This is a genomic window from Pseudomonas sp. RG1 (genome assembly GCF_025910115.1).
GTDB classification, from domain to species: Bacteria; Pseudomonadota; Gammaproteobacteria; order Pseudomonadales; family Pseudomonadaceae; genus Aquipseudomonas; species Aquipseudomonas atacamensis.
Window position 1 is genome coordinate 105,278 of sequence record NZ_JAPCIK010000040.1, and the last position, 23,131, is coordinate 128,408.

Below are 23,131 nucleotides of genomic sequence, written 5' to 3' on the forward strand. Positions count from 1 at the left end.
CTCAGGTATTGCGTCGGTCGATAAACCCCAAATGGCGATACAACGCCTCGATGCGTGGCAACTCGCAGCCCCCCGCGTTCGCCGCCGCCAGTGGCCGGGCGTAGATCGCCTCCAGCTCCAGCGGGCGTTTGTGTGCAAAGTCGTGGTACATGCTCGGCCAGTAATCGGGCATTTTTTCCGTCATGGTGAACAGGTACTCGGCATAGCCGGGCGGGATTTCGTAACCACAGGCCTTGGCACCCTGAACCACTTCCGCCATCAACGCCTGAATCGACAGGCGGCTGTCAGCATCAGCCATCAGCGCTTCGGTTCCCGCGCCGAGCAATACCGAAAGTCCGTTATAGGGAATATTCCACACCAGTTTCTGCCAGCGCGCCTGATGCAGGTTGGCCATCGCCTGCGAGTCGATGCCGGCGGCACGGAACAGTCCGGCGCCCTCTTCGACGATCGCCATGCGCGCTACTTCATCAATGGCCGAGCCGCTGTGATAACCGACATTCACCGCGCCAAGGGCCTGATGGGTAATCTGCCCCGGCCCTTCGCGGTGCACGCAGATCAGGCACAGACCACCGAGCAGATGCAGCGAATCCGGCAACAGTGGTCGCAGGCTGTCTTCGACATCCAGACCGTTCTGCAGCAACAGCACTTTTGCGTCAGGTTTGGCGGCCTGAATGATCGCCGGGGCCAGACCGGCATTACTGGTGGTCTTGGTGCCGACCAGCAGCCAGTCACAGGGCGGCATGTCTTCGGCAGCGGAATAGGCATTGGCCGGATTCAGCGTCAACGGCCCGTGCACCGCACTGTTGATCTGCAAACCGCTCTCAGCCACGGCGGAAAATTCGCTGCGCAACAAGAAATGCACGTCGAAACCGGCACGCGCCAGCATCACCCCGTAGAACCCGCCAATTGCACCGGTGCCGATAATCCCCACCACCGGTTTGCTGACTGTCTCGCTCATGGCAACTCCTCTGCAATTCGACCCAGCGCCTGCGCCACTGCCTGATTGACCTCGGCAACCGTCAGACGGCTGTGCACTGCGCCAAAGAACTCGCCGTCGCGCACTACGAACAGCGCCGGCAAATGAAACACCTGATAACGCTCGACCAGGCCGCCGTTGTTGCCGGCGTCGATCCAGCACAGCCGATCGATCGCCAGCGGCAATCCCGGCAACACCTCGCGGGCATAACGACAACTGGCACAGCCGACGCTGGTGAAGATCACCAGAGAAACCCCGCGCATCGCCAGCAGCCGCTGGTCGGCGTCGAAGTCGGTCAGCTCGGATTCGACCACTATACTGGGGGAAACAATGTCAGATGGCCGACACAGGGAGTCTGTGCTCATGGGACGTTTCATTCCTCATCCGGACGAAGTGCCGGTTGAATTGACGTTACTCAAGCCTGAATGCATTTCCAGACAACAGCTGCACACTATCAGCCTCGGCGGCATCGCTTGCAATTACCACCGCGCCTGGCGCCACGGCACTGCGCTGCAAGTGCGCATGCCGACGCTGAATGCCGACTTCTGTTATCCGGGCTATGTGGCCTGGTGTCTGCGGCGCAAAAAAGGCTATCTGGTGGGAATCGCCTTCACTGACGAACAGACCCTGTTCAGCGCGCGAATGGGTGAGCAGGTGTGTCAGATCGAACGCTATTCACGCATGCAGGACAGCCACGACGATCTACAGGACAGTCAGGCGCTGGCCCTGCAGTGGGTCGAGGAGCACGCCGAAGAGTTCTCCCACGACAACCTGCGCAAGGCTTTTGCGCAGCCAGCGCTGGACTAAAGCACGGTTTGCCCATTGTCGAGCCGCCTCTGACGCGCTAAGGTTCGGCTCCCCCGACGCGCTAAATCTGCTGTGCTCCGCCGCGCGGGGATCGCTGGCGGCCGGCACCCGTGACCTGACGAGTAAACGATGGCTGATTTACCGATCAACGACCTAAACGTCGCCTCTAACGAGACCCTGATCACTCCCGATCAGCTCAAGCGTGATATCCCCCTGAGCGACGCCGCCCTGCGCACCGTCACCAAGGGCCGCGAAGTCATTCGTAACATTCTCGATGGCACCGACCACCGTCTGTTCGTCGTGATCGGCCCGTGCTCGATTCACGACATCAAGGCTGCCCACGAATACGCCGATCGCCTCAAGGTGCTCGCCGAGGAAGTCTCCGACACCCTGTATCTGGTCATGCGCGTGTATTTCGAGAAGCCGCGCACCACCGTCGGCTGGAAAGGTCTGATCAACGATCCGTATCTGGACGACTCGTTCAAGATCCAGGACGGTCTGCACATCGGTCGTCAGTTGCTGCTCGACCTGGCCGAGAAAGGCCTGCCGACCGCGACCGAAGCCCTCGACCCGATCTCCCCGCAGTATCTGCAGGATCTGATCAGCTGGTCGGCCATCGGCGCGCGTACCACCGAATCGCAGACTCACCGCGAAATGGCTTCCGGCCTGTCCTCGGCCGTCGGCTTCAAGAACGGCACCGATGGCGGCCTGACCGTGGCGATCAATGCCTTGCAGTCGGTGTCCAGCCCGCACCGTTTCCTCGGTATCAACCAGGAAGGTGGCGTGTCGATCGTCACCACCAAAGGCAACGCCTACGGTCACGTGGTGCTGCGCGGCGGTAATGGCAAGCCGAACTATGATTCGGTCAGCGTGGCCCTGTGCGAGCAGGCGCTGAACAAGGCGAAGATCAAGCCGAACATCATGGTCGATTGCAGCCACGCCAACTCCAACAAGGACCCGGCCCTGCAACCGCTGGTGATGGAAAACGTCGCCAACCAGATCCTCGAAGGCAACCAGTCGATCATCGGCCTGATGGTTGAGAGCCACCTGAACTGGGGCTGCCAGGCGATTCCGAAAGACCTCGCCGACCTGCAATACGGCGTGTCGATCACCGATGCCTGCATCGATTGGTCCGCTACCGAAAACACCTTGCGCAGCATGCACGCCAAGCTCAAGGACGTATTGCCGAAGCGTCAGCGCACGTAAGCTGCGTTTTACGGGCATAAAAAAACGCCGGACATTGTCCGGCGTTTTTGTGTGTGCGATTCAGATCTTCGCGGCGCGACGCTGATGGCGTTCCATGTAGCGCTCGACGTAGGAGCAAGACGGGATCACCGTGTAGCCCATTTCTTCGGCGTATTGCAGCGCGCGTTCAGTCAGCGCTGCGGCAATGCCACGGCCGCGCAGGGCATTAGGCACGAAGGTGCGGTAGATATCCAGGGTCTGCTTGCCCAGATCCATGTAGGTCAGGTAAGCACGATGACCGTCCACAGTGGTCTCGAATTGATGACCAGCCTGGTCATGGTGGATGGACAACGCCTCGCTCATCACTACTCCTCGCGGGTCTTGAATTGTGACCCCTACCTTACCGATGTTTTTCCGGCGAAGGAACATCTACGCCACCCCGTGCCTGATGGACACTGAGAAGAGCCACACCGATCTCGCGCAATCTGACACCTGCTGAATAGTAGGCACCATTGGCGAAAATGCTCAAGGTACGCTCGTCATCGGATGGTTTGCGTGCATTGGCATCGATGGTCGCAGGTTCGGCCGCAAGACAATCTTTGCGTGCCGTTTGCCTGAACATTGCCGGAATGTTGAGACTTAAGACGTGCAACCTTTTTTAAAGTCACCTGTACATCAACAAAGATACGCGAAGCGCTTCGCAGAACCTGAACAAAAGTGTGGACGAATTCATTTAGAAAGACTTTAGCCGAAGTCGCAAAAACAGCGCACGAGGGCGGGAACTTTTTCCGTTTGAGTCGCTCACGCCGGGGCTTGCAGCTGGATATTTTTTATACAGCGCAGTTAAAAGTTGCTCGAAAAAGAATCAACGCCTACAATTTTTTTTGCTTCTTGCGCTACGTCAGTTTACTTACTACAAGTAATGGGTAGTATGTACGCCGGCTATTTCCTCAATCGTGAGGAGACAGCCACTTAATTTGAAAGTCCTTGAAGGGGAACACGATGAACAACGTTCTGAAATTCTCTGCTCTGGCTCTGGCCGCAGTTCTGGCTACCGGTTGCAGCAGCGCATCGAAAGAAACCGAAGCACGTCTGACCGCTACTGAAGACGCAGCTGCTCGCTCCCAGGCTCGTGCAGACGAAGCTTACCGTAAAGCTGATGAAGCTCTGGCTGCTGCTCAAAAAGCACAACAGACTGCTGACGAAGCTAACGAGCGTGCTCTGCGCATGCTGGAAAAAGCTAGCCGCAAGTAATAATCCCTCGGGATTGTTATCGAGCCGATCCGGTTTTCCGGGTCGGCTTTTTTGTGCCCGGTGCTTTTCCCCGCGCAATAAAAAACCCGCCGACGCTGCACGCATCGGCGGGTTTTCAATCAGCTCTTATTGCTGCAGATCGATCGGTGCACTGCTCACCATTGGCGCCGAGGTATTCGGCACGGCGATCTCTACCGGCAGGCCGTCTTCGGCGGCGACCACATCACGCACCACATCCCAGTTCATGCGCAGGTTGCTGGTGATGTCTTCACGCTTGAGCATCGCGTTGATTACCGCGGTGTGCTTGTCGACTACCGACGGGTTGCCCTTGTCGTCGAGCGGCGTGTGCGCTTCCAGATAGACCTTGCCGCCACTGCGACCGAACTTGTACGGGTCGTTGATGATGCGCACCGAGGTGCCGACCGGGACCATGCCGGCCATTTCCAGCACGTTGTTGTTGAACATGCGGAAGCAGCCGTGGCTGGTGCGCATGCCGATGCCGAACTTCTTGTTCGAACCGTGGATCAGGTAGCCCGGTGTGCCGAGGGTGAACTTGAACGGCCCCAGCGGGTTATCAGGACCGGCCGGCACCACATTCGGCAGCGGATCACCGTCAGCGGCGTGTTCGGCCTTGATCGAAGCCGGAGGCGTCCACGTCGGGTTCGGTGTCTTGGCGATGATCGAGGTGTGCGCGATCGGCGAGCCCCAGCCTTCGCGGCCGATACCCAGCGGGAAGGTGTACACCACGTCGCGGCCTTTCGGGTAGTAATAGAGACGGTATTCGGCGAGGTTGATGACGATGCCTTCACGCGGGCCCGGCGGCAGGATGAAGCGCGTCGGCAGGACGATCTCGGTACCGGCGCCAGGCAGCCAGGCATCGATGCCCGGGTTGGCCGCAACCATTTCCGAATAGCCCAGATCGTAGGTGGTGCCCAGGTCGGCGAAGGTGTCTTCGTACTTGGCTTTGATCACCTGCACCTGGCCGACGATGTCCTCGCCGGGTGGTGGCAGGGGAAGCTCCAATGCAGCAACGGGACCGGCCACACACAGGGCGGCAAGTGACAGGCAGCGGGTGACGGCAGGAAAGCGCGGCAACATCCGGAAAATCCTTCGCATGATCATCAAGGGTATAAGGGCGCGATTGTACACCGCGGCCTGGGGATTCGGGAGACACGCCGATAGACCGTGTCACGCCCTGAAAGATCGCAGCCTCGTTGCACTCGTCAGCTCCTAGATTTGCAACGCATTCCCTGTAGGAGCTGACGAGTGCAACGAGGCTGCGATCTTTTGATCTTAAAGTTCGAATCGCAGCTCAGGCCAGATCGGCGAGGTGCCGCGCTTCTGCGATTCAAGAATCGCCCGGCACAGCGAGCACAGACGCTGATCCTGGAACACCCGACGATCAACATTCGACCAACGCGGTTGCGCCGGCAGCAGAGTGCCGCACAGCGTGCGATCGGCCGAGCCACCGAGTTCCAGCTGCCGCGTCACCAGATGCACCCGCACTTCCTGGCAGGCGAACAGATCCAGCTGCTCGTCAGGCTCGATCAGTTGGTAGGCAAACAGGGACCAGGCAGGACGCGGCATCGGGGGCTCCAAATTAGGGGGCGCCACATTAGCCGAAAGCCTGCCACTAGAAAAGCCTCATAAGAGCGGTTTTAGCGTCGGCCAGACATTTTCCAGCAACTTGCTCTGAGCCCCGGCCGCCGGGTGCAGACCGTCGGCCTGCATCAGGTCCGGATGACCACCGACACCTTCGAGAAAAAACGGCACCAACGGGATGTTTTTCTCTTCGGCGAGCTTGCCGTAAACCTCGGCGAACGAATCGGTGTAGCGCTTGCCATAATTGGGTGGCAACTGCATGCCGAGCAGCAGCACTTTCGCGCCGCTCTGCCGCGAGCTGTCGATCATCGAGGCAAGATTTTGTTGCAATTGCGCTGGCGGCATCCCGCGCAGGCCGTCATTGCCACCCAGCTCGAGGATCACCAACTCCGGCTTATGCTCTGCAAGCAGCGCCGGCAGCCGCGCCTGGCCTCCGGCACTGGTGTCGCCACTGATCGAGGCGTTGACCACTTTATCGTCGAAACCCTCCTGTTTGAGCCGCTGCTCGAGCAGCGACACCCACCCCAGACGGGTATCCAGGCCGAAACCGGCGCTGATACTATCGCCAACGATCAGGACAGTACCCGCCGCTGCGTTCTGGGCCATGCACATCAAGGCCAGGCCAGCACTCAAAAACCATACACGCATCGGATTCTCCATGGGCGCAAGCATTCTCACCGCGAAGAACCTCAGCAAAGTGGTCCCTAGCGCGGAAGGTGAACTGACTATCCTGCACGAACTCAGCCTGGAACTGAACAAGGGCGACAGCCTGGCCATCGTCGGCGCGTCCGGTTCCGGCAAATCCACCCTCCTCGGCCTGCTCGCCGGCCTCGACCTGCCGAGCAGCGGCGAAGTCACCCTCGCCGGCCAGGGCCTGAGCAATCTCGACGAAGACCAGCGCGCACGAATCCGTGCCGAGCACGTCGGGTTTGTCTTCCAGTCGTTCCAGTTGCTCGACAGCCTCAATGCGCTGGAAAACGTCATGCTGCCGCTTGAGCTCGACGGCCGCAAAGATGCCCGCGAGCGCGCCACGCAATTGCTTCAGCGCGTCGGCCTCGGCCAGCGCCTGACCCACTCGCCGCGCCAGCTCTCCGGTGGTGAACAGCAGCGCGTGGCCATCGCCCGCGCCTTCGCGGCCGAACCGGACGTGCTGTTCGCCGACGAGCCGACCGGCAACCTCGACAGCCACACCGGCGAGCGCATCAGCGACTTGCTGTTCGAATTGAACAAGGAACGCGGCACCACCCTGGTGCTGGTGACCCACGACGAACGCCTGGCCCATCGCTGCCGGCGCCTGATCCGTCTTGAAGCCGGGCTGCTGGTCGCCCCTCTGGAGCCTTGATGGCACGTCTGCCGCTGTTGCGTCTGTTCAGTCTTGCCCTGCGCCAGCTCATGCGCGATGCCCGCGCCGGAGAATTGCGCGTGTTGTTCTTTGCGCTGGTGGTGGCCGTCGCGGCGAGCACCGCGATCGGCTATTTCGGCGCCCGCCTCAATGGCGCGATGATGCTGCGCGCTACCGAGTTTCTCGGTGCCGATCTGGTCCTTGAAGGCAGCTCGCCGGCCCGCGAGGAGCAAATCCGCAGCGGCACCGAACTGCGCCTCAATCATGCACAAGTGGTGGAGTTTTCCAGCGTCATTGCCACCGACAACGGCATTCAGCTGTCGAGCATCAAAGCCGTCGACCGTGCCTATCCATTGCGTGGCGAGCTGAAGAGCGCGCCCGCACCCTTTGCCCAGGAAGAAGTCGGCGGCGAACCGCAACCCGGTGAAGCCTGGGTCGAGGCACGTCTGCTGACCGCGCTGGATCTGAAGATCGGCGACAGCATCGACGTCGGCATGAAGACCTTGAAGCTGACCCGCGTGCTGACCTACGAGCCGGATCGCGCTGGCAACTTCTACAGCCTGACGCCACGGGTGCTGATCAATCTTGACGACCTCGCCGCCACCGGCGTGGTGCAACCGGGCAGCCGGGTAAGCTATCGAGAACTGTGGCGCGGTGAACCGCAGACGCTGGAAACCTATCGTGAATTGATCAAACCGGGCCTCGCTGCAAACCAGCGAATCCAGGATGCCCGTGACGGTAACCGGCAAATCGGCGGTGCGCTGGGCAAGGCTGAGCGTTATCTGAATATGGCCAGCCTGGTTGCGGTGTTGTTGGCCGGGGTAGCAGTGGCATTGTCGGCGAACCGTTTCGCCAGTCGGCGTTTCGACGCCAGTGCCTTGCTGCGCTGCCTCGGCTTGTCGCGCCGGGAAACCATGGTGCTGTTCAGCCTGCAACTGACCGTGCTCGGCCTGGTTGCCGCCATCAGTGGCGCGCTGCTCGGCTGGCTGGCGCAACTGGGGCTGTTCGCCCTGCTGCATGATTTGCTGCCAAGTGACGTACCGCCGGGCGGGCTGTTTCCGGCGATGGCCGGGATTGGCACCGGGCTGGTGGCGCTGGCCGGTTTTGCCCTGCCGCCTTTGGCTGCACTGGGTCGCGTGCCGCCGCTGCGGGTGTTGCGCCGCGACATACTGCCGATCCCCTCGAGCACATGGATGGTCTATGGCGCGGCGCTGGGTGCGCTGGGCCTGATCATGTGGCGTCTGAGCCTCGACCTGCTGCTGACCTTCGCCCTGCTCGGCGGCGGCGTGGTCGCCGCGCTGGTGCTGGGCGGCCTGCTGTTGTTGCTGCTGCAAAGCCTGCGCCGCCTGCTCGCCCGCGCCTCGTTGCCATGGCGTCTGGGCCTGGGCCAGTTGTTGCGGCATCCATTGGCGGCAGCCGGGCAGTCGCTGGCGTTCGGTCTGATCCTGTTGTCGATGGCGCTGATCGCACTGCTGCGCGGCGAACTGCTCGACACCTGGCAAAACCAGCTACCGAAAAACGCGCCGAACTATTTCGCGCTGAATATCCTCCCGGCTGACAAGCAGGCCTTCGCCGATCACCTGATCAAGGTGTCGGCGCAAGCGGCGCCGTTGTATCCGGTGGTGCCGGGTCGGTTGATCAGCATCAATGGCGAGGCGGTGCAGCAAATCGTCAGCAAGGACTCGGCCGGTGACCGCGCCATCCAGCGTGACCTGAGCCTGACCTGGGCGGCGGATCTGCCGGCGGGCAACAAGCTCACCGCCGGCTCGTGGTGGAGCGGCCAGCCGTCCGACGACGTGCCGGGGGTTTCGGTGGAAGGCAAGGTGGCCGAAAGCCTGAAACTCAAACTCGGCGATCACATGGTGTTCAGCGTTGGCGGGGTCAATCGCGAAGCAAAGGTCACCAGCCTGCGAGAGATCAACTGGGACAACTTCCAGCCGAACTTCTTCATGATCTTTCAGCCCGGCACTCTGAAGGATCTGCCGGCGACCTACCTGACCAGTTTCTACCTGGCCCCTGGGCATGATCAGCAGATCGTCGAGCTGTCGCGGACCTTCCCGGCGGTGACCATCCTGCAGGTCGAAGCCTTGCTCGAACAGCTGCGCAGCATCCTCGCTCAGGTCACCCTGGCGGTGGAATATGTGTTGTTGTTTGTTCTGGCTGCGGGGATGGCGGTGCTGTTCTCCGGCCTGCAAGCGACGCTGGATGAACGTATCCGCCAGGGTGCGCTGTTGCGTGCGCTGGGCGCCGAGCGGCAGTTACTGATCAAGGCGCGGCGTATCGAATTCGGTTTGCTGGGAGCGGTCAGCGGTCTGCTCGCGGCGATCGGTTCGGAGGTGGTCAGTCTGGTGCTGTACCGCTTCGCCTTCGATCTGCCATGGCATCCGCATCCATGGCTGCTGGTGCTGCCGTTGATTGGTGCCGCGCTGATTGGTGGCGCCGGTGTGTTCGGCACTCGCCGGGCGCTGAACGCCAGCCCGCTGACAGTGTTGCGCGAGGGTTGATAGACTCAAGCGGTCTTAATCACAAGAAGTCGCCATGAGCCGTTATCGCCCTCCCCGCACCGCCGGCACCGCGCTGATCACCCCCGAGGGTGAAGCGCGGATGCGCGCCGAATTCCATGAGTTGTGGCATGTGCGTCGCCCCCAGGTCACCCAGGCGGTGAGTGAAGCGGCGGCGCAAGGCGATCGTTCGGAAAACGCCGAGTACACCTACGGCAAGAAGATGCTGCGGGAAATCGACAGCCGCGTGCGTTTTCTCACCAAACGCCTGGAAGCGCTCAAGGTGGTCAGCGAAAAACCCAGCGACCCGAACAAAGTCTATTTCGGCGCCTGGGTAACCATCGAAGACGAGGACGGCAAGCAGTCGCGCTACCGCATCGTCGGCCCCGATGAACTGGACCTCAAACAGGGTTTGATCAGCATCGACTCGCCGCTCGCCCGCGCGCTGATCGGCAAGGCACTCGACGCGGAAGTGCGGGTGCAGACGCCGACCGGCGAGCAGTTCGTTTACATCGTTGCGATTGAATACCCGTAAGACTGATCAGCGCCGAGTGATCAGGCCCTGCCGTGCAACGCGGGTCAGTTGCTTGATCATCTCCGGCGCATCTTCTGCGCTCGGCGCCTGAATCACCGCCAGATCGAAGCTGTCCGTAGCGAAACGCGCCAGCGACTCGCCGTCATCGACAAACTGGATCAGGAACGCGGCAGGACCGCCGCTGCGACGTGGCCAGCCATCGAGATAACGCAACAGCGTCGGCTGGTGTTTGCCGCCAAGAAGGATTTTCGGGTTGTGCTGGGTGACATGTGCCGTGATCGGCGCGGGACGTGCTGGAGGGCGTAGTGCGTTCATCGTGTCGTGTCTCTGCCTCAAAAGTCTGCATGGCAGGTGAGAGGCAACACCGAACCAGCGCTTTAGCGGTATTTCGAAGCCCTGTTCCGGCTTCTGACGGTAACTGTAGAAATCACCTGGCGCCCCGCAAGTAGCTGTTTAAATCGGCGCATGGGCAACATCCTAGAGAACGTGACCGACCAGTGTCAAGAATCCCCCGCAACAAAAAAAAGCCCGCGCAATGCGGGCCTTTGCCTTGAGCCAGAGCCTTCAACCGGCGATGGCGCGATCCGCCGAGAGCTTGCCCGCGCCTTCGATCAGGACCGCAATGCTGCCGGCCAACAAAGCCAGGGCGAACTCGTAACCGTTGTTGGCCATGAACAGACCGTTACCGATGTGCACCGAGAAGATCGCCACCAGCGAGAGGAACGCCAGACCGAGTGCCGCCGGGCGTGCCAGCAGGCCGATGATCAGCGCCAGACCGGCGAAGAACTCGGTACCGCCAGCCAGCGAGGCCATCAGGTAGCCGGGGGTCAGGCCAATGCTTTCCATCCATTGTGCGGTGCCGGCCAGGCCGTAACCACCGAACAGACCAAAGAGTTTCTGCGAACCGTGGGCGGCGAAGATCACGCCGACAGCAATGCGCAGGACAGTCAGGCCGTAACCGGCGCGGGTGAACAGAACCTTGTTGATCAGAGAGCTCATGGTGCATTCCTTGTTGTGCAGAAGTGTTTGTTTGTTTGGGTTGGTCGCTATATTAATCAGTTTATTTCATGTTTAAAGCGCAAAAATTTCGCCATAACAATCGAATTGTTAGATTACTTCCGTGTGACCACTTTCTGCTGGCGGGGCTCGAGCGACTCTCGCTCCCGGTCGAATGCCAGGTAATACTTGTTCACGCTATTAACATAGCTGACGGCGCCCATCCCCACCTGCTCCATGGCGATGCGCTCGACCTGGAAGAACCACTGGTTGGGATTGAGGCCACGGCGGCGGGCTTCGGCGCGCATACCCTGCACGCGCTCGGGGCCGATGTTGTACGCGGCGAGGGTGAAAGCCATGCGCTCACGCTCGTTGAGTTTCGGGCTGCTGAAGAACTTGCGGCGGATCATCGCCAGGTACTTGGCGCCGGCCTGCACATTCGCATCGAGATTCTGGATATTGCTCACGCCGACCCGCTGCGCGGCGGACGGGGTGATCTGCATCAGCCCGGTCGGACCGCTGCCGCTGCGAGCGTTGGGCTGCAGACGGGATTCCTTGAACGCCAGCGCCGCCAGGTTAAGCCAGTCCATGTTTTGTGCGTCGGCATGCTTCTGCAGGGTCGGACGGAGTTTTTCCAGACGCTGGCGATCGGCTTTGGCCAGCGGATTGTGTACTTGATACAGGCGTCGATAGATGCGCAGAAACGCCGCGTCTTCGTCCGACGGTTTCTTGTAACCGGTGAGGAAGCGATCGATGCTCGCGCGCAACATCGACGCATCGCGCCGCACGAACCAATGTTCTTCGCCCGGCTCGCCGAGGCTCAGTTGCCGATCGAGACGCAGCTTCGGCAGGATCTTGCCCCAACGCTCGGCAATCGGTTGCTCGACGATGGTCAGGTGGAAAATCCCGGCCTGAACCATCTCCAGCACATCCTCCACCGCCAGCGTCGGATCGACCCACTCGATATTGATCGGCGCCAGTTTGTGCAGCGCCAGTTTCTGGTTGAGCTGACTGACCACCTCCCCCGCCGCACTACCGGTGGGCAGCGCCAGGGTTTTGCCGGACAGTTGCTCGACCTTGGTGTAACGGCGCTGGCCCTTGATGCCGACCAGCACCAGCGGCACGTTGCTGGCAATTGGCTCACTGCTGGCGACCGCGTAGCCAGAAGGCAGATCGAGCAATTCACCGGGCGCGACCATATCGCCTTCGCCGCGCTGCAAGGCGCCGAGCAATTGATCCTTGGCTTTGGGAATGATCTTGAGGGTGACTTCCTGGCCGTCGCGAGCATGGCCATTGAGGTATTGCTCGAACGCGCGCAGTCGGTGGTACTCGACACCGATGGCCTGGCCCTGGACTTCGCCGGAGCTGTTGCGGCTCTGATTGACCAGCACCCGCAACACGCGGCTGCTGCGGATTTCCGAGAGGTCGCGCACCTTGCTCGCCGGCACGGCTTGCAGCGGCCCGGGCAGGCGCGCGACCGCCGTCATCGGCAGCAGTAGCGCAGCACACAACAGCAGCAGAACCGAGGGACGATGCATCCACTCTCCGAAAAGAATACGGGGCTATTCGTCGCAAAAGAGACGACATCACCGACGAAAACAGAGCGCTCTGAGCGCTGGCAAAGTGCGAGAGACTGGCACAGTGATGGCATCGTCGCCACCCCGGAGTTCGTCGCGGCCTCAACAGACAGCCATAAGTCTTTGTAGTTCTTGGCTTTTCTTATAAATCTACAGCTCTGTTATGCTTTCCGGCCTTCGGCCCGAGGTAGCACCATGCAACTCATCGATATCGGCGTCAACCTGACCAACCCCAGTTTCGCCGACAAACACCAGGCCGTGCTCGACCGCGCCTACGCCGCCGGCGTCTGCCAACTGGTGCTGACCGGCACCAGCGTCGAGGGCAGCGAGCAGGCGCTGGAACTGTGCCAGCAACTGGATGAAAGCGGCCAACGGCTGTTCGCCACCGCCGGTATTCACCCGCATTCGGCCAGCGACTGGAACACTGACAGTGCTCGTCGCCTGCGCAGTCTGCTGAACGAATCCAGTGTCGTCGCGGTGGGCGAATGCGGGCTGGATTTCAACCGCGATTTCTCCCCGCGCCCGCAACAGGAAAAGGTACTGGAAGAACATCTGGCGCTGGCCGTCGAGCTGCAATTGCCGGTGTTCCTGCACGAGCGCGATGCCAGTCAGCGCCTGCTGGAGATCCTCAAGGACTTCCGTGATCAACTGCCGGCGGCGGTGGTGCATTGCTTCACTGGCGAGCAGAAAGCCCTGTTCAGCTACCTCGATCTGGATCTGCACATCGGCATCACCGGCTGGATCTGCGACGAACGCCGGGGCACGCATCTGCATCCATTGGTCAAAGAGATCAAACCGGGGCGGCTGATGCTGGAAAGCGATGCGCCATATCTGCTGCCGCGCACGTTGCGGCCGAAGCCGAAAAACGGCCGCAACGAACCGGCGTATCTGACCGAAGTGCTGCGCGAAGTGGCGTTGCATCGCGGCGAGACCGAGGAAGCGCTGGCCGCACATACCACCGCGTGTGCCCGGGCGTTTTTTAAACTCCCCATTCTCATCTGACTGCACACGTCCCCTGCTCGCGAAGGCGGTGGATCAGCTACAAATGGGCTGAAGGACGCAGCGCTTTCGCGAGCAGGCTCGCTCCCACAATAGATCTCGGCATCTGTTGATTCATATCAAAACTCCCGAATCTGCATAGCGGCACAATAATGGCACCTTGCCAAAACTGTTTCCGCTATCAGAGAAGACCTCCATGGGTGCCTGGCTTAGCAACATCTCGCTGAAATACAAATTCTGGGCGGTCAACGCGGTCGCCTTTGTCACCACCCTGCTGTTGGTTTTGTACGCCGTGCACCTCGAACAACAGGCCCGCAACCATGCCGCGCAGGTGTCCGCGCAGGCGCAGGCGCAGTTGCTCAAAGCCTGGCCGCTCGGGCAACCGGTGCCCAAGTCCGCTCAGGTGCTGACCTTCAAGCGCGGTGAAGCGCCGCGTCTCAATGATCAACCGCTGCTGGAAATCAGCGGCAGCAACGGTTGGAACGCCATCAATGAAATGCCACTGTTCGGTGACGACCCGTTGCTGGGCGCCGAAGTGTTCAGCCGTGCCGACGGTGAGCAAGTGGCGGTCATCGCCTATGCCCCGAGCCTGAGCCAGGTGTTCAGCGAGCGTTTCGCCAACTATGCGCTGGCGGTCTTCGTCCTGATGCTGGCGATGCTCGGCGCCTCGCAACTGTTGATCCGCTTTCTGCTCAGCCAGCTCAACACGTTGAAAGACGTGATGCTGCACGTTGAAAAAACCGGCGATCTTTCTGCTCGTGTGCCGCTGGTGGGCAAGGACGAAGTCGGGCAGATGGCCAATGCCTTCAACGCCATGCAGGCCGGTTATCAACGCGTCGTAACCACCGTTGCCAGCACCGCGCGACAACTGGATGACGGCGCTGCGCGGCTGGCCTCGAGCATGAATGATGTGCGCCACGGCATGCTCGGCCAGCAAAGCGAAACCGATCAGGCTGCCACCGCGATCAACGAAATGACCGCCACCGTTTATCACATCGCGCAACACGCCGGCGCCACCCGCGATCTATCGAAAACCGCCGATGGCCTCGCCGGCAGCGGTCAGCAGGTGGTGGCGCGGGTGCAGCAGTCGATTGCCGGACTGTCCAGCGGCGTGCAGCAGACGGCAGAAATGATTCAACGCCTGGCCGAGGACAGTCAGAAGATCAACGGCGTGGTCAGCGTGATTCACAGCATTGCCGAACAGACCAACCTGCTCGCGCTCAACGCGGCGATCGAAGCGGCCCGCGCCGGGGAGATGGGGCGCGGCTTTGCCGTGGTCGCCGATGAAGTGCGCAACCTCGCCAAGCGCGTGCAGGCGTCCACCGACGAGATCACCGGCATGATCGCCGCGTTGCAGGCCGGCACCCGCGATGCGGTGGATTTCATGCAGGAGAGTTCGTACAAGGCCGACGACTGCGTGCAGCAGGCGCAGGAGGCTGGCGCGGCGCTGGCGGAAATCACCGGAGCGGTGGCGCAGATGCGCGAAAGCAACACGCAGATTGCCGTGGCGGCGGAACAGCAGAGTCAGGTTGCCGAGGAGATGAACCGGGCGGTGGTGAGTATTCGTGACGTGACCGAGAACACCGTGCAGCAGACGGTGGATTCGGCGACGACCAGTAATGAGCTGGCGACGTTGGCCGGAGAGTTGAACAAGGCGATAGGTCAGTTGAAATTGTGAGTCCGCTTTCGCGAGCAGGCTCGCTCCCACATGCACCATTGAATCAATGTGGGAGCGAGCCTGCTCGCGAAGGCGTCAGAGGCATCTACATCGAATCCTGCGATGACGGCTATCACTTCAATAGCCAACCTTGATTCGCCGCCCTCCGCGCCCGGGCCTATTCTTCAAGCATGTGTTCAACATGGATCGAGGAGTAGCAAACATGGGCAAACGTCACCCCAACCTTCCCGCGTGGCAATGGCGCGCCTACCCGGGCAACCATCAGCATCCGACCAATCTGGTCCTGCACCTGATTGCCGTGCCGCTGTTCATCGTGGCGTTTCTGCTGATCGTGTCGGGGGTGTTCAGCCTGAGCCTGGCCAGCGTCGCCATCGGCGTGATCGGTATCGTCGCGGCGCTGGGTCTGCAGCGCCACGGCCACCGCCTGGAGGCGCAAGCCTCCGAGCCGTTCAGTGATCGCAAAGATGCCGTGTCACGTTTGCTGGTCGAGCAGTTTCTGACCTTTCCACGTTTCTTTCTCAGCGGTGGCTGGTGGCGCGCCTGGCGTGAGCGCCACCGTCGGCATTGAGTCAGGCGAAGATCGTCACGGTCTGCCGACTCATGGCAATCAACTCTCCCTTCGCACTCCACAACTTCGCGGCGACATGGCCGTAGCCGTCGGCTGCGTATTCGATATCGGCCAGGTATTGGCACCAGTCCAGCGTGCTCAAGTCGTGTAACGGCTGCACGAATTCGATGGTCCAGGTCAGCGTGCTACCCGGCGCCGGTTTCTTCAGATACGGCAACAGCGCCGGCGGCCAGGCATCCACCAGCGCCAGCAGATGCGCCTCGTTGACCGGCTCCTCTTTGACATCCCCACGCAACCGCACCCAGCCGCCCATCAAGCGTGATGGCGTGTTGGAGAACGGAATGCCGCCGACGCTCCAGCGCATCGCCAGATGGCGCATGAATTCCGGGGTCACGCCTTTGATGTATGGCAGCTCCTGGCATTCGTCCCAGTGTTTCATGGTGGGCGCCGGGTAGGCTTCGACGGCGACTTCCGAAGGCCGCGAGGCACCGAAGCTGCCCTGAATGATCGTCACCACCTGACCATTCTGCATGGCGCGGCCCAACACCTGGCTGACGGCTTTGCCTTCACGCAGCACATCGACTTCGAAACTCACCGGCACCTCCGGCTCGACCGGGCCGACAAAGGTAATCGCCAGCGAACGCACGGGGCGCTCCGTCGGCACCCTGGCGCGCATGGCTTCAAATTGCAGCGCGGCCACCAGCCCGCCAAAACTCGCACGGCCCTGCCCCCATTCGGCGGGGATGATTACTTCAGGTTGTTGGCGGACAGCATCGAGCAGATCGCAAAAGCGCATGGCAACCTCGGAAAACGAGAAAGGAATGCGCGGATCTTACCCAGCCCCGGGCGGCGGCGCAGCGTCTATTCCGGTCAAATGGGCTGACAGATAGGCCTTGGCCCGATTCCTTCAAGCGACAAATCACCTTGTGGGAGCGAGCCTGCTCGCGAAAGCGGTCGATCAGTCGACAACGATTGCGACTGACACGGCCCCTTCGCGAGCAGGCTCGCTCCCACAGGGGAACAGAGCCATCTTCAGGAGTGTTTGAAACACGTAGCGCTGAGCTTTTCCAGCACTTGATCGGCCTTCAGCTCTGCCTTGATCAACCCGGCCTGCCAGGTGGCCACGCACGGTTGCAGATCGGCTTCCTGCTCGGCGCGGGCCAGCCATTGCCAGCAATCGTGCCAGTCGCCCAGTGCGCCTTGCGCCGATTTCAGGCGTTTGTAAGCCGGTTTCGGCAAGCGATCCAGCTCGGGATAGGCTTCGATGCCATAGCGCACGCGCTTGATCAGCAGGCGCAGACGATGGCGGTCATGGGCGGGATCGTGCAGCGCTTCGTCGAGTTTCTGCCATTGTTTGCCCAAGCGTTTTTCAATGCGTTTACCCAGATCCTTGAGTAAGCCCTGACGCTCGGACGCGCGCAGAAACCGTGGAAATGCGTCGAGAATCATCAGCAACGAAGCCAGTTCCGCACTCGCCGCCAGCGCCGGATACGCCTCGGCCATTTGCGCCAGACGCCGCTGCGCAGCCTCGGGTTGTTCATGCTCGAGCAGATACGCCGCCAACACTTCGCGATCACGCCACGGCGTGGTCAGATCACCCACTGCCGAAGCCGCCGCCTCCAGTTGCTCGACTCCCGGCAAGCCGCGCAACGGCCGCAACAGACTGCGCAAGCGCCGCACCGTAGTGCGCAAATCATGCAGCGCCTCGAGATCAGTGCGCGCAGTCAAGCGCGCCTGACATGCCAGCAGCCGCACATCCAGGCTCAAAACATGAGCCACCAAGCGATCGATCATGGGGGTCTACTCCGTAGACAGCTGCAAGCTTCTAGCTACAAGCTTCAAGCTGAATGGGGTCGCTTTGAGCTTGCCGCTTGCAGCTTGAAACTTGCAGCTGCTTTTTTAACGTCCTGCGCGGGATTCGCGGATGTAGAAGCGGGCTTTTTCGGCTTTCTTGCTGCAGCCTTCAAAGCCTTCGAATTGTTGCTGGGTCTTGGCGGCGGTCAGCAGCGACAGCGCTTTGGAATAGCTGACGGTGCCGGCGAAGCCTTCAGCCTTGGCCAGGTCCAGTTCGTGCCAGGCCGCGTCGAGTTGGCTGCCGCAGCTGTCGCGGTACGCGGTTTTGCCGGCGCAACCGGCCAGAACCAAAGCCATCAACGGTACACAGATCCAGGCTTTCATCAATCACACCTCAAGGTAGGTCAACAGTCGTGCAGGTAAGACGGCCAAGCGGCGAAAAAGTGCCTCGCTGACCGGGCAAACCACGTGGCGCAGAGCATAGCGCGCAAGCGTGCGCCGCGAACGAAAAACGACGTCACCGCTTCGCGCAACGACCTTGGCGATTGAGCCGCTTGGCCGATGCGTGCATTGTGCAGGCTTGTCGGGAGGAAGTTTGATGAAAAAGCGTGTCGCACTGGTGCTGGGCTCCGGTGGCGCCCGGGGCTATGCCCATATCGGCGTTATCGAAGAAATTGAAAAACGCGGCTACGACATCGCCTGCATTGCCGGTTGTTCGATGGGCGCGGTGGTCGGCGGGATCTATGCCGCCGGCAAACTGGATGAGTACCGGCGCTGGATCGAAAGCCTCGATTACCTTGACGTGCTGCGCCTGGTCGATGTGAGTTTCCGTCTCGGCGCGATTCGCGGTGAAAAGGTCTTCGGGCAGATTCGCAAGATCGTCGGCGAGATCAACATCGAAGACCTGCGCATCCCCTACACCGCCGTCGCCGCCGATCTGACCAACCAGCAGGAAATCTGGTTTCAGGAAGGCTGCCTGCATCAGGCCATGCGCGCCTCGGCGGCGATTCCCAGCCTGTTTACCCCGGTGATGCAGGGCAACCGCATGCTGGTCGACGGCGGCATTCTCAATCCGTTGCCGATCGTTCCGGTGGTATCGAGCCATTGCGACCTGATCATCGCGGTCAACCTCAACGCCACCAATCAGCGCCAGTACAAATTGCCGGTGATCGAGCGGCCTGCAGCGTTTCGTTCGCGCTTCGACAGCCTGATCAAATCCATGGGTTCGAAGTTGCCATTCCGCCGTAAACAGGCCGAGCAATTGTTGAAGCTGGAACAGGAAGCCTTGCGCGCCGAGGCGGCGGAGATCAATCCGTGGCTCGAGGGCGTCGAACCGGAAAGCCAGCAACCGGCCGCCGCCCCGGAACGCGAAGGCGCGCCGAAATCCGCCACCGGTTCGTTCATCATCGATAACGTCGGGCCGGCGTCGCTGCTGGATTTGATCAACCAGAGTTTCGAGGTGATGCAGACCTCACTGGCGCAGTACAAGATCGCCGGGTATCCGCCGGATATCCTGATCAACGTGCCGAAGCGGGTGTGCCGGTTTTTCGAGTTCTACAAGGCGCCGGAGTTGATCGCCCTCGGGCGGGAAATTGCCAGTGATACGCTGGATCGGTATGAGCAGGAGCAGGGTTAATTACCTGAAGGCTGTGGGTGAATGTTCCGGCCTCATCGCGGGCAAGCCCGCTCCCACAGGGTTCTCGGGGGGGATGAAATCTGGGTGATACATAGCTCACTGTGGGAGCGGGCTTGCCCGCGATGGCGCCCGACCATACAACACAAAACTACAACCCATCAGCACTCAACAACCGATACCCAACCCCCGCCTCAGTCACGATAAACCGCGGCCGGGTCGGGTCATCCGCCAGTTTCTGCCGAAGATGCCCGACCACGATGCGCAGGTAATGACTGTCCTCGGTGTGCGTCGGTCCCCAGATATCCTTGAGCAATTGCTGCTGGGTGATCACCCGCCCCGGATGCCGCGCCAATTGCGCGAGCACGGCGTATTCCTTGCGGGTCAGGGCGACTTCGGCGCCGTCGAGCAGCACGCGTCGATAGGCCAGATCCACGGTCAACGGGCCGAAACTCAGCGCCGCCGGCTGCGCCTCCCCCGCCGGTGCCTGACGCAACAACGCGCGGACTCGGGCGAGAAATTCCTGAATGCCGAACGGCTTGGTCACGTAGTCATTGGCGCCGCCATCCAGCGCTTCGACCTTCTGCCCTTCACTGGCGCGCACCGACAGCACCAGCACTGGCGTGGTCGCCCACTCGCGCAGTTCGCGCAGGACCTGCTGACCGTCCATGTCCGGCAGGCCGAGATCAAGCACCACCAAGTCCGGTTTGCTCAGCGCAGCTTGCGCCAGGCCTTCAGCGCCGGTGCCGGCTTCGAGCACTTTGTAGCCTTGTGAAGCGAGGCTGATGCGCAGGAATTTGCGGATCTGCGGTTCGTCGTCGATGACCAAAATAGTCGCGGTCTGGCTCATGAATTCACATCAACACAATAGATTGGCAAGAGAGTAGCGCAGTCGACTTCAAGCTTCACCGTCCATCCCCGGTTGCGCCTGCAACGGCAGATGCAAGGTGATGCAGGTGCCACGCCCGTCGATGCCGTCAGCCACGGAGATACGCCCGCCGTGCGCGCCGACCATGCCCTGACAGATCGCCAGCCCCAACCCCGTGCCCTGCCCGCCGCGATCACCGCGCGCGGCGGTGTAGAACATGTCGAAAATCTTCGCTCGGTCCTCTTCAGGGATCCCCGGGCCTTCGTCGCTGACCGAAAAGAAAATCTCCTGCTCATCGGCGCCGGCGCGCAGTTGCAGGCGACCGTGGCTGGGCGAAAATCGCGCGGCGTTCTCCAGCACGTTAACCAGCGCCTGCTCGATCAGCGCCGCGTGCACATACAGCAACGGCAACTCGGCCGGCACTTCGGTGCTGACCTGCAGCGGCGCCAGCACGGCGCGCAGGCGATTGAGCGAACTGCCGACGATATCGGCCGGCGATACCCAGTCGCGCGCCAGCTTCAAGGCGCCGTGGCCGAGGCGGGTCATGTCGAGCAGGTTCTGAATGTAGCGGTCGAGGCGTTCGGCCTCATCGCGGGTGCCTTCGAGCAGCTCGCGGCGATCCTCCAGCGGAATCGCTTCGCCGAGGGCCAACAGGCTGTCGATGCTGCCGCGCATGGCCGTCAGCGGCGTGCGCAAATCGTGGGACACCGAGGCCAGCAAGGCGCTGCGCAACTGTTCGGTTTCGCCGTGCAGACGCGCCGCTTCGAGGTCATCGGCCAATTGCGCGCGGGCCAGGGCTTGCGCCAAAGGCTGGCTCAGCGCAGTGAGCAAGCGTCGGCGCTGACCGCTCAAGCTCTGGCCTTCCTTGGCGCAAACACCGAGCAACGCCAGCGGCCCGTCCTCGACCGACAACGGCCACCACCACCAACGGCCCAGCGGCAAGGTACCGGTGCCCTTGCCCGCCGGTTGATCGTGTTGCCAGGCCCAATCGGCGGCGGCGCGTTCGGCCTCGGTAAATTGCAGTGGCCCGCCGGTTTCGACTTTCCAGCCGCCCTGGCCGTCGCGGTTGAGCAAGCACAATTGCAGATCGCTCCAGCCTTCGAGGTGTTGCGCGGCAGCGCTGATCACGGCTTGGCGGTCGGTCGCGGCGGTGAGTTTGCGCGACAGGTCGAGCAGTTCGCTGGTCTCTTCCTGGGTATCGCGCAAAGCCTGCAACTGCCGCCGCTGACGCGCCGCAAGGTTGCCGGTGAGCGCCGCCATCAACAGGAAGAACAGCAGCGTCAGCACGTCTTCTTCGCGCTGAATGCTGAAAGAGAAATTCGGCGGGATAAACAGAAAATCGTAGGTGAGAAACGACAACGCCGCACAGGCCAGCGCCGGGCCGAGGCTACTGCGCACCGCCACCAGCAACACCGCCGCGAGAAACACCAAGGAGATGTTCGGCAACGGCAACACACTCGATACCGCCCAGGCCAAGGCCGTGGCCAACAACGTCGCGACCAGCGCCAGCGCGTAGTCGAACCACACCAGTGTGAATGAATTACGCGGGCGCGGTTGGTGCTGCTCGTGGTCACTGTCGAGCACGTTGATTTCCAGACCGTGCGCCTGACGCAGCAGGCGCGCCGCCAGGCCACCGCCGAACACTCTACGGCGCAACCGTGGCCGCGACTGGCCGACCAGCAACAGACTGGCGCGGCGTTCCGCGGCGTGTTGAATCAGGGTTTTCGCCACTTCGCCCGCCCGCAACAGCACCACTTCGCCACCGAGGCGTTCGGCCAGTTGCTGGGCGCTTTGCAGGCGCAACCGCGATTGCTCATCCCGCGCACTGCCGTTGTCGACATGCACCAGACTCCACGGCAGATGCCGGCGCTGGGCGACGCGGCTGGCGTGACGCACCAGCCGCTCGGCCTGCGCATCGCCATCAATACCGACCAGCAAACGCCCGCGCACCGCCGGCGCGGCCTGGCCGAGTTGGCGATAGCCCTGGGCGAGATCGTTGTCGACCTGCGCGGCAGCGGTCTGCATTGCCAGTTCGCGCAGTGCGGTGAGATTGGTCTGGGTGAAAAACGCATCGATGGCGGCGCGGGCCTGTTCCGGCACGTAGACCTTGCCTTCGCGCAGACGCTCAAGCAATTCACGCGGCGGCAGGTCAATCAGCAGCAGCTCGAAAGCTTCCTGCAGGACCCAGTCCGGCAGGGTCTCGCGCACCTGTACGCCGGTGATACCGCGCACCTGATCGTTGAGGCTTTCCAGGTGCTGGACGTTGACCGTGGTGAACACGTCGATGCCGGCGGAGAGCAGTTCCTGAATGTCTTGCCAGCGCTTGGCGTGACGGCTGCCGGGGGCGTTGCTGTGGGCCAGTTCATCCACCAGCACAAGCTTCGGCTTGGCCGCGAGAATGCCGTCGAGGTCCATTTCCTCAAGCAGCACGCCACGGTATTCGCTGCGCACCAGTGGTTGCTGCGGCAGGCCGCCGAGCAAGGCTTCGGTTTCGGCGCGGCCATGGGTTTCGACCACGCCGGCGATGACCTTCACGCCTTGGCGCAGTTGCGTGTGCGCCGCCTGGAGCATGGCGTAGGTCTTGCCGACCCCGGGGGCTGCGCCGAGGAAAACCTTGAGCCGGCCACGGCCATCGCGGGGCAGGTCTGCTAATAATGCGTCGGCGCGGCCGGAGTCGCTCATGCTTGATGTCTCTCTTCCTGATGATCGTTCCCACGCTCTGCGTGGGAATGCAGACCGGGACGCTCTGCGTCCCATAAAAGCAGACGCAGAGCGTCTATTGATGCATTCCCACGCAGAGCGTGGGAACGATCGGT

24 protein-coding genes are annotated in these 23,131 nt (G+C 61.6%); 10 read left to right on the top strand and 14 right to left on the bottom strand.

Annotation, left to right across the window (positions count from 1 at the left end):
• Position 1 precedes the first annotated feature (1 nt).
• On the bottom strand, positions 2–958 hold the full coding sequence (locus OK411_RS19925; RefSeq protein WP_024013778.1) for a putative 2-dehydropantoate 2-reductase: 957 nt from the start codon (positions 956–958) through the stop codon (positions 2–4).
• Positions 955–1,341: a thioredoxin family protein gene (locus OK411_RS19930; protein WP_051600514.1), complete on the bottom strand. Its 387-nt coding sequence runs from the start codon at positions 1,339–1,341 to the stop codon at positions 955–957. Before OK411_RS19930 ends, OK411_RS19925 begins: the two co-directional genes overlap by 4 nt.
• Here OK411_RS19930 and OK411_RS19935 point away from each other — a divergent pair.
• Together OK411_RS19935 and OK411_RS19940 are read left to right on the top strand one after the other, a co-directional pair.
• Positions 1,340–1,783 (top strand): PilZ domain-containing protein, encoded by a 444-nt coding sequence (locus tag OK411_RS19935; RefSeq protein WP_024013780.1) that lies wholly within the window; start codon positions 1,340–1,342, stop codon positions 1,781–1,783. The genes OK411_RS19930 and OK411_RS19935 overlap by 2 nt on opposite strands.
• Before the next feature lie 129 nt (positions 1,784–1,912).
• A complete protein-coding gene (locus tag OK411_RS19940; protein ID WP_016770878.1) occupies positions 1,913–2,989 on the top strand; it encodes a 3-deoxy-7-phosphoheptulonate synthase in 1,077 nt (358 codons plus the stop codon).
• Between the two features lie 60 nt (positions 2,990–3,049).
• On the opposite strand, the gene OK411_RS19945 is transcribed toward OK411_RS19940, so the two are convergent.
• A complete protein-coding gene (locus OK411_RS19945) occupies positions 3,050–3,331 on the bottom strand; it encodes a GNAT family N-acetyltransferase (RefSeq protein WP_016770879.1) in 282 nt (93 codons plus the stop codon).
• Positions 3,332–3,970: 639 nt separating this feature from the next.
• On the opposite strand from OK411_RS19945, the gene oprI reads away from it, so the two are divergent.
• The gene (oprI, locus tag OK411_RS19950) at positions 3,971–4,222 is read left to right on the top strand and encodes an outer membrane lipoprotei OprI (protein ID WP_003183784.1); all 252 of its coding nucleotides are present in this window, start codon (positions 3,971–3,973) and stop codon (positions 4,220–4,222) included.
• A gap of 126 nt (positions 4,223–4,348) precedes the next feature.
• Here the strand turns inward: oprI and OK411_RS19955 are convergent, their stop codons facing one another.
• The 3 genes from OK411_RS19955 to OK411_RS19965 all read right to left on the bottom strand — a co-directional run bounded on the left by OK411_RS19955 (position 4,349) and on the right by OK411_RS19965 (position 6,472).
• The gene (locus tag OK411_RS19955) at positions 4,349–5,320 is read right to left on the bottom strand and encodes a L,D-transpeptidase family protein (protein ID WP_024013783.1); all 972 of its coding nucleotides are present in this window, start codon (positions 5,318–5,320) and stop codon (positions 4,349–4,351) included.
• A gap of 195 nt (positions 5,321–5,515) precedes the next feature.
• Positions 5,516–5,809 (bottom strand): hypothetical protein, encoded by a 294-nt coding sequence (locus tag OK411_RS19960; RefSeq protein WP_016770881.1) that lies wholly within the window; start codon positions 5,807–5,809, stop codon positions 5,516–5,518.
• 57 nt (positions 5,810–5,866) lie between these two features.
• Complete coding sequence (locus OK411_RS19965; RefSeq protein ID WP_217878623.1) at positions 5,867–6,472, bottom strand: arylesterase; 606 nt, start codon at positions 6,470–6,472, stop codon at positions 5,867–5,869.
• A 10-nt stretch (positions 6,473–6,482) separates the two neighbouring features.
• Here OK411_RS19965 and OK411_RS19970 point away from each other — a divergent pair, with 10 nt between their 5' ends.
• Genes OK411_RS19970 through greB form a run of 3 tightly spaced genes read left to right on the top strand, consistent with a single transcriptional unit; the run spans position 6,483 to position 10,202 of the window.
• On the top strand, positions 6,483–7,166 hold the full coding sequence (locus OK411_RS19970) for an ABC transporter ATP-binding protein (protein ID WP_016770883.1): 684 nt from the start codon (positions 6,483–6,485) through the stop codon (positions 7,164–7,166).
• Positions 7,166–9,670, top strand: a complete 2,505-nt coding sequence (locus tag OK411_RS19975; protein WP_264365585.1) for an ABC transporter permease — start codon at positions 7,166–7,168, stop codon at positions 9,668–9,670. The genes OK411_RS19970 and OK411_RS19975 overlap by 1 nt, the downstream gene beginning before the upstream one ends.
• Positions 9,671–9,704: 34 nt before the next feature.
• The gene (gene greB / locus OK411_RS19980; protein WP_071173132.1) at positions 9,705–10,202 is read left to right on the top strand and encodes a transcription elongation factor GreB; all 498 of its coding nucleotides are present in this window, start codon (positions 9,705–9,707) and stop codon (positions 10,200–10,202) included.
• Positions 10,203–10,208: 6 nt separating this feature from the next.
• Here the strand turns inward: greB and OK411_RS19985 are convergent, their stop codons facing one another.
• The 3 genes from OK411_RS19985 to OK411_RS19995 form a co-directional block, all read right to left on the bottom strand.
• Positions 10,209–10,517 (bottom strand): class I SAM-dependent methyltransferase, encoded by a 309-nt coding sequence (locus tag OK411_RS19985; protein WP_123443538.1) that lies wholly within the window; start codon positions 10,515–10,517, stop codon positions 10,209–10,211.
• A 249-nt stretch (positions 10,518–10,766) separates the two neighbouring features.
• Positions 10,767–11,201 carry a DoxX family protein gene (locus tag OK411_RS19990; RefSeq protein WP_016770887.1) on the bottom strand — a complete coding sequence of 145 codons (435 nt, stop codon included), beginning with the start codon at positions 11,199–11,201 and terminating at the stop codon, positions 10,767–10,769.
• Positions 11,202–11,314: 113 nt separating this feature from the next.
• The gene (locus tag OK411_RS19995) at positions 11,315–12,736 is read right to left on the bottom strand and encodes a transglycosylase SLT domain-containing protein (protein ID WP_264365586.1); all 1,422 of its coding nucleotides are present in this window, start codon (positions 12,734–12,736) and stop codon (positions 11,315–11,317) included.
• Between the two features lie 234 nt (positions 12,737–12,970).
• Here OK411_RS19995 and OK411_RS20000 point away from each other — a divergent pair, with 234 nt between their 5' ends.
• The 3 genes from OK411_RS20000 to OK411_RS20010 all read left to right on the top strand — a co-directional run bounded on the left by OK411_RS20000 (position 12,971) and on the right by OK411_RS20010 (position 16,020).
• Positions 12,971–13,777, top strand: coding sequence for a TatD family hydrolase (locus OK411_RS20000; protein ID WP_264365587.1), 807 nt, complete (start codon positions 12,971–12,973; stop codon positions 13,775–13,777).
• A 193-nt stretch (positions 13,778–13,970) separates the two neighbouring features.
• Complete coding sequence (locus OK411_RS20005; RefSeq protein WP_217878626.1) at positions 13,971–15,452, top strand: methyl-accepting chemotaxis protein; 1,482 nt, start codon at positions 13,971–13,973, stop codon at positions 15,450–15,452.
• 202 nt (positions 15,453–15,654) lie between these two features.
• A complete protein-coding gene (locus OK411_RS20010) occupies positions 15,655–16,020 on the top strand; it encodes an Mpo1-like protein (protein ID WP_064391411.1) in 366 nt (121 codons plus the stop codon).
• A gap of 1 nt (position 16,021) precedes the next feature.
• On the opposite strand, the gene OK411_RS20015 is transcribed toward OK411_RS20010, so the two are convergent.
• The 3 genes from OK411_RS20015 to OK411_RS20025 all read right to left on the bottom strand — a co-directional run bounded on the left by OK411_RS20015 (position 16,022) and on the right by OK411_RS20025 (position 18,198).
• Positions 16,022–16,816, bottom strand: a complete 795-nt coding sequence (locus tag OK411_RS20015) for an acyl-CoA thioesterase (RefSeq protein WP_136492984.1) — start codon at positions 16,814–16,816, stop codon at positions 16,022–16,024.
• A gap of 236 nt (positions 16,817–17,052) precedes the next feature.
• Complete coding sequence (locus OK411_RS20020; protein WP_264365588.1) at positions 17,053–17,814, bottom strand: CHAD domain-containing protein; 762 nt, start codon at positions 17,812–17,814, stop codon at positions 17,053–17,055.
• 105 nt (positions 17,815–17,919) lie between these two features.
• Positions 17,920–18,198 carry a hypothetical protein gene (locus OK411_RS20025; protein WP_016770894.1) on the bottom strand — a complete coding sequence of 93 codons (279 nt, stop codon included), beginning with the start codon at positions 18,196–18,198 and terminating at the stop codon, positions 17,920–17,922.
• Between the two features lie 214 nt (positions 18,199–18,412).
• Here OK411_RS20025 and OK411_RS20030 point away from each other — a divergent pair, with 214 nt between their 5' ends.
• On the top strand, positions 18,413–19,450 hold the full coding sequence (locus OK411_RS20030; RefSeq protein ID WP_039759961.1) for a patatin-like phospholipase family protein: 1,038 nt from the start codon (positions 18,413–18,415) through the stop codon (positions 19,448–19,450).
• Positions 19,451–19,598: 148 nt separating this feature from the next.
• Here the strand turns inward: OK411_RS20030 and OK411_RS20035 are convergent, their stop codons facing one another.
• Complete coding sequence (locus OK411_RS20035) at positions 19,599–20,297, bottom strand: response regulator (RefSeq protein ID WP_056788412.1); 699 nt, start codon at positions 20,295–20,297, stop codon at positions 19,599–19,601.
• Between the two features lie 48 nt (positions 20,298–20,345).
• A complete protein-coding gene (locus OK411_RS20040; RefSeq protein ID WP_264365589.1) occupies positions 20,346–22,997 on the bottom strand; it encodes a sensor histidine kinase in 2,652 nt (883 codons plus the stop codon).
• Between the last annotated feature and the right edge of the window lie 134 nt (positions 22,998–23,131).

Coding starts and splice junctions, on each gene's coding strand:
- OK411_RS19925 (WP_024013778.1), bottom strand. CDS start 958: ATGAGCGAGACAGTCAGCAAACCGGTGGTGGGGATTATCGGCACCGGT.
- OK411_RS19935 (WP_024013780.1), top strand. CDS start 1,340: ATGGGACGTTTCATTCCTCATCCGGACGAAGTGCCGGTTGAATTGACG.
- OK411_RS19930 (WP_051600514.1), bottom strand. CDS start 1,341: ATGAGCACAGACTCCCTGTGTCGGCCATCTGACATTGTTTCCCCCAGT.
- OK411_RS19940 (WP_016770878.1), top strand. CDS start 1,913: ATGGCTGATTTACCGATCAACGACCTAAACGTCGCCTCTAACGAGACC.
- OK411_RS19945 (WP_016770879.1), bottom strand. CDS start 3,331: ATGAGCGAGGCGTTGTCCATCCACCATGACCAGGCTGGTCATCAATTC.
- oprI (WP_003183784.1), top strand. CDS start 3,971: ATGAACAACGTTCTGAAATTCTCTGCTCTGGCTCTGGCCGCAGTTCTG.
- OK411_RS19955 (WP_024013783.1), bottom strand. CDS start 5,320: ATGTTGCCGCGCTTTCCTGCCGTCACCCGCTGCCTGTCACTTGCCGCC.
- OK411_RS19960 (WP_016770881.1), bottom strand. CDS start 5,809: ATGCCGCGTCCTGCCTGGTCCCTGTTTGCCTACCAACTGATCGAGCCT.
- OK411_RS19965 (WP_217878623.1), bottom strand. CDS start 6,472: ATGCGTGTATGGTTTTTGAGTGCTGGCCTGGCCTTGATGTGCATGGCC.
- OK411_RS19970 (WP_016770883.1), top strand. CDS start 6,483: ATGGGCGCAAGCATTCTCACCGCGAAGAACCTCAGCAAAGTGGTCCCT.
- OK411_RS19975 (WP_264365585.1), top strand. CDS start 7,166: ATGGCACGTCTGCCGCTGTTGCGTCTGTTCAGTCTTGCCCTGCGCCAG.
- greB (WP_071173132.1), top strand. CDS start 9,705: ATGAGCCGTTATCGCCCTCCCCGCACCGCCGGCACCGCGCTGATCACC.
- OK411_RS19985 (WP_123443538.1), bottom strand. CDS start 10,517: ATGAACGCACTACGCCCTCCAGCACGTCCCGCGCCGATCACGGCACAT.
- OK411_RS19990 (WP_016770887.1), bottom strand. CDS start 11,201: ATGAGCTCTCTGATCAACAAGGTTCTGTTCACCCGCGCCGGTTACGGC.
- OK411_RS19995 (WP_264365586.1), bottom strand. CDS start 12,736: ATGCATCGTCCCTCGGTTCTGCTGCTGTTGTGTGCTGCGCTACTGCTG.
- OK411_RS20000 (WP_264365587.1), top strand. CDS start 12,971: ATGCAACTCATCGATATCGGCGTCAACCTGACCAACCCCAGTTTCGCC.
- OK411_RS20005 (WP_217878626.1), top strand. CDS start 13,971: ATGGGTGCCTGGCTTAGCAACATCTCGCTGAAATACAAATTCTGGGCG.
- OK411_RS20010 (WP_064391411.1), top strand. CDS start 15,655: ATGGGCAAACGTCACCCCAACCTTCCCGCGTGGCAATGGCGCGCCTAC.
- OK411_RS20015 (WP_136492984.1), bottom strand. CDS start 16,816: ATGCGCTTTTGCGATCTGCTCGATGCTGTCCGCCAACAACCTGAAGTA.
- OK411_RS20020 (WP_264365588.1), bottom strand. CDS start 17,814: ATGATCGATCGCTTGGTGGCTCATGTTTTGAGCCTGGATGTGCGGCTG.
- OK411_RS20025 (WP_016770894.1), bottom strand. CDS start 18,198: ATGAAAGCCTGGATCTGTGTACCGTTGATGGCTTTGGTTCTGGCCGGT.
- OK411_RS20030 (WP_039759961.1), top strand. CDS start 18,413: ATGAAAAAGCGTGTCGCACTGGTGCTGGGCTCCGGTGGCGCCCGGGGC.
- OK411_RS20035 (WP_056788412.1), bottom strand. CDS start 20,297: ATGAGCCAGACCGCGACTATTTTGGTCATCGACGACGAACCGCAGATC.
- OK411_RS20040 (WP_264365589.1), bottom strand. CDS start 22,997: ATGAGCGACTCCGGCCGCGCCGACGCATTATTAGCAGACCTGCCCCGC.